Origin of the sequence: Sphingobacterium sp. T2, assembly GCF_000814685.1 — a bacterium.
Taxonomy (GTDB): Bacteria; Bacteroidota; Bacteroidia; order Sphingobacteriales; family Sphingobacteriaceae; genus Sphingobacterium; species Sphingobacterium thermophilum.
The window spans coordinates 1-2596 of record NZ_JXAC01000266.1 but is presented as its reverse complement, the minus strand read 5'-3'; the positions used below and the strand labels follow the sequence as shown (position 1 = coordinate 2596).

Here is a 2596-nt window from a genome sequence, read left to right as displayed (position 1 = left end):
GACATGGCCGGATGCCACGATCCGTGGCGATGGAAAAATGGATGAATGTTTTTCAAAAAAATAATTGGACCTTGTCAAAAATAACTTAATTTTAAAGATTGGTCATACAGGCATCGTCATCGTCAACCGACAAACGGGAGAGATGCTCTTTTATGATTTCGGAAGGTATATCACCCCGCGAGGATACGGTCGTGCCCGCTCCAAATTTTCAGACCCCCTACTAGACATCAACTTAAAAGCCAAAATAGAAAACAACACCATCGTCAATCTGGAAGAAATAGTACAACTTTTCGAAGAAATGAAACCTGCCATGTATGGCGACGGAAGGCTTTTCTTTTCTATCGTTCATGGAATAAATTTCAACCTAGCAAAAGCTTATGGCGATGAATGCGTCGAGCAAGGCACGTACCCGTACGGCGCCGTAGCCAAGAACAACAACAACTGCTCTCGCTTCATCACACGCATGCTCATGAAATCCTCCAGAAAGTTCCACTTCTGGCACTACATCAACTTCCCTGAAACCATAAAATGCAGTCCCGTAAGTAACTTGGTCAATGCCGTGGACGACCGCATCATCTACTCCTACACCCCGGAAGAAGGATTAAAACGCTTCAAGATGAACCGCTTCCAATCGTTTTTGTTTTTGCTGAAACAGCTGGGAGACAATATCTCTTCGGCCAAAGCCTCCCAACTTCCGGACGACCTCATCATCGGAGGAATGACATACCGCTCCAAACCAATTACCATACCTAAAGACGCCCATTATCTGGGCGGTGTAGGAGATGGAGCTTGGTACACCATATCTCCATCAGAAAACGAGAATCAGTTTATTATCAAACGCTTTACCTCCTCAGGAAAACTGGAATATGTAGTAAGGGGCGAAACGACAGAACCATTCTCCCTAAACGAGCCTTGGGAGATAACATACGACAGCCACCTGCTTTTTACCCATGTACGACAACACGGAAGAAAAATAAGAATCAACCATCTGGAAAGGCTGGAAAGTCCCAAATACGACTTCGAAAATATCAAAGAACGTTACGCCTGATTACAACCGCCAGTCTATAGGTTGCTTGCCGTGTGCCTGCAAATAGGCATTGGCTTTAGAGAAGTGTCTACAACCGAAAAAACCCCTGTATACCGATAATGGAGAAGGATGTACAGTCTTCAATACCAGATGCTTACTAGCATCGATGAGCACTGCTTTCTGCTGGGCATAAGAGCCCCATAACAGAAATACCACATGCTCCAACTCGGAAGAAACCTTGGCTATAATCTCATCCGTAAAGCGTTCCCACCCTTGCTTTTGATGTGATGCCGCCTGATGTGCCCGCACGGTAAGCGTAGCATTGAGCAGCAATACCCCCTGCTTCGCCCATTTGGTAAGATCCCCTGAAGAAGGTATTTGAAATCCTTCGATATCCGTAGACAGCTACCGCAAAAATATTCTTCAGCGATGGAGGAAAGGCTATACCCTCTGGAACGGAAAACGAAAGCCCATGAGCCTGTCCCACATTATGATAAGGATCCTGCCCTAAGATTACGACCTTCACCTCCGAAAATGGGGTCAGACGAAACGCATTGAAAACCAATTCTTGAGGAGGATACACCTCATAACGTCTTCGCTCTTCCTGCACAAAGGCAGATAGCCTTTTCATGTATTCTTGCCTGAACAAAGGCTTAATAACGGGAGCCCAGCTTTCGTCATACAGTTTTTCCATACAACAAAAGTAATTAATTTACTCGTATAGAAAGGGTTGAAAAAAGCGCATTTATTGTCCAGAGAATGCTTTAATAATTTGCATAACTACTTAAATTAATGGATATTTGCGTGTTAGAAAATAGAAAAAGAGATGTCAAATTTAGTGCGTATTATTATTTGCTGTTTACTGTTGGTAGGTACAGTAGTGTTATTCTGGTTTGGATACTGGGGTTGGGGAATTCTAGGAATATTAATCACCATCATCGCGTGGGTTACCGTATTCTTTCACGAATACATGCTTATCGCACAATGGTATTTCCGCAAGCAAGATGTGGCTAATGCCGAAAAATGGCTAAGCAAGATTACCAACTACGAAAAACAACTGATTCCTGCACAACACGGATATTATCACCTTCTGTTAGGACTTATAGAATCACAACGGGCTCCATTGCAATCCGAAAAATATTTCAAAAAAGCTCTTTCCTTAGGTCTACATATGGATCACAACGTGGCCTTAGCTAAATTGAGCCTAGCAGGTGTCATGATGGCAAAACGCAACAAACGCGAAGCTGAAAAATATTTGCAGGAAGCAAAACGTGCAGATAAAAACAAATTGCTCGCCGAACAGATTAAGATGATGAAAGACCAGATGGGATTGCTCGATAAACAGCAGTTCCGTTACTCACGATAAACAAAATCCCCGAAATTCGGGGATTTTTTATTTTTTGTTTCCCTTTTGACTTATTTCCTTCCTTTTAAAATCTAATCGATAGTCTTCCTATCTAGCAGAATCGATTCATAACCAATATTTAGCTATTACATCCTGAAGGATTAATGTATAATTTACAAAATACTAAGAACAAGAAAATTTATTAAAGGAGGATAAGACCACAG

Annotated in this window: 3 protein-coding genes; 2 read left to right on the top strand and 1 reads right to left on the bottom strand. The window is 42.2% G+C overall.

What is annotated here, in order from left to right; genetic code table 11:
* Positions 1-64: 64 nt before the first annotated feature.
* A complete protein-coding gene (locus tag SD31_RS13875; RefSeq protein WP_197053736.1) occupies positions 65-1048 on the top strand; it encodes a DUF6695 family protein in 984 nt (327 codons plus the stop codon).
* Here the strand turns inward: SD31_RS13875 and SD31_RS21060 are convergent, their stop codons facing one another.
* Positions 1049-1405: a uracil-DNA glycosylase gene (locus SD31_RS21060; protein ID WP_316929894.1), complete on the bottom strand. Its 357-nt coding sequence runs from the start codon at positions 1403-1405 to the stop codon at positions 1049-1051. It abuts the gene before it with no gap.
* Between the two features lie 448 nt (positions 1406-1853).
* Here SD31_RS21060 and SD31_RS13865 point away from each other — a divergent pair, with 448 nt between their 5' ends.
* Positions 1854-2393 (top strand): membrane protein, encoded by a 540-nt coding sequence (locus SD31_RS13865; protein ID WP_039054560.1) that lies wholly within the window; start codon positions 1854-1856, stop codon positions 2391-2393.
* Positions 2394-2596 lie beyond the last annotated feature (203 nt).

Bases quoted from the DNA above. Each gene is read 5' to 3' on its own strand.
- SD31_RS13865 (WP_039054560.1), top strand. From the start codon at position 1,854: ATGTCAAATTTAGTGCGTATTATTATTTGCTGTTTACTGTTGGTAGGT.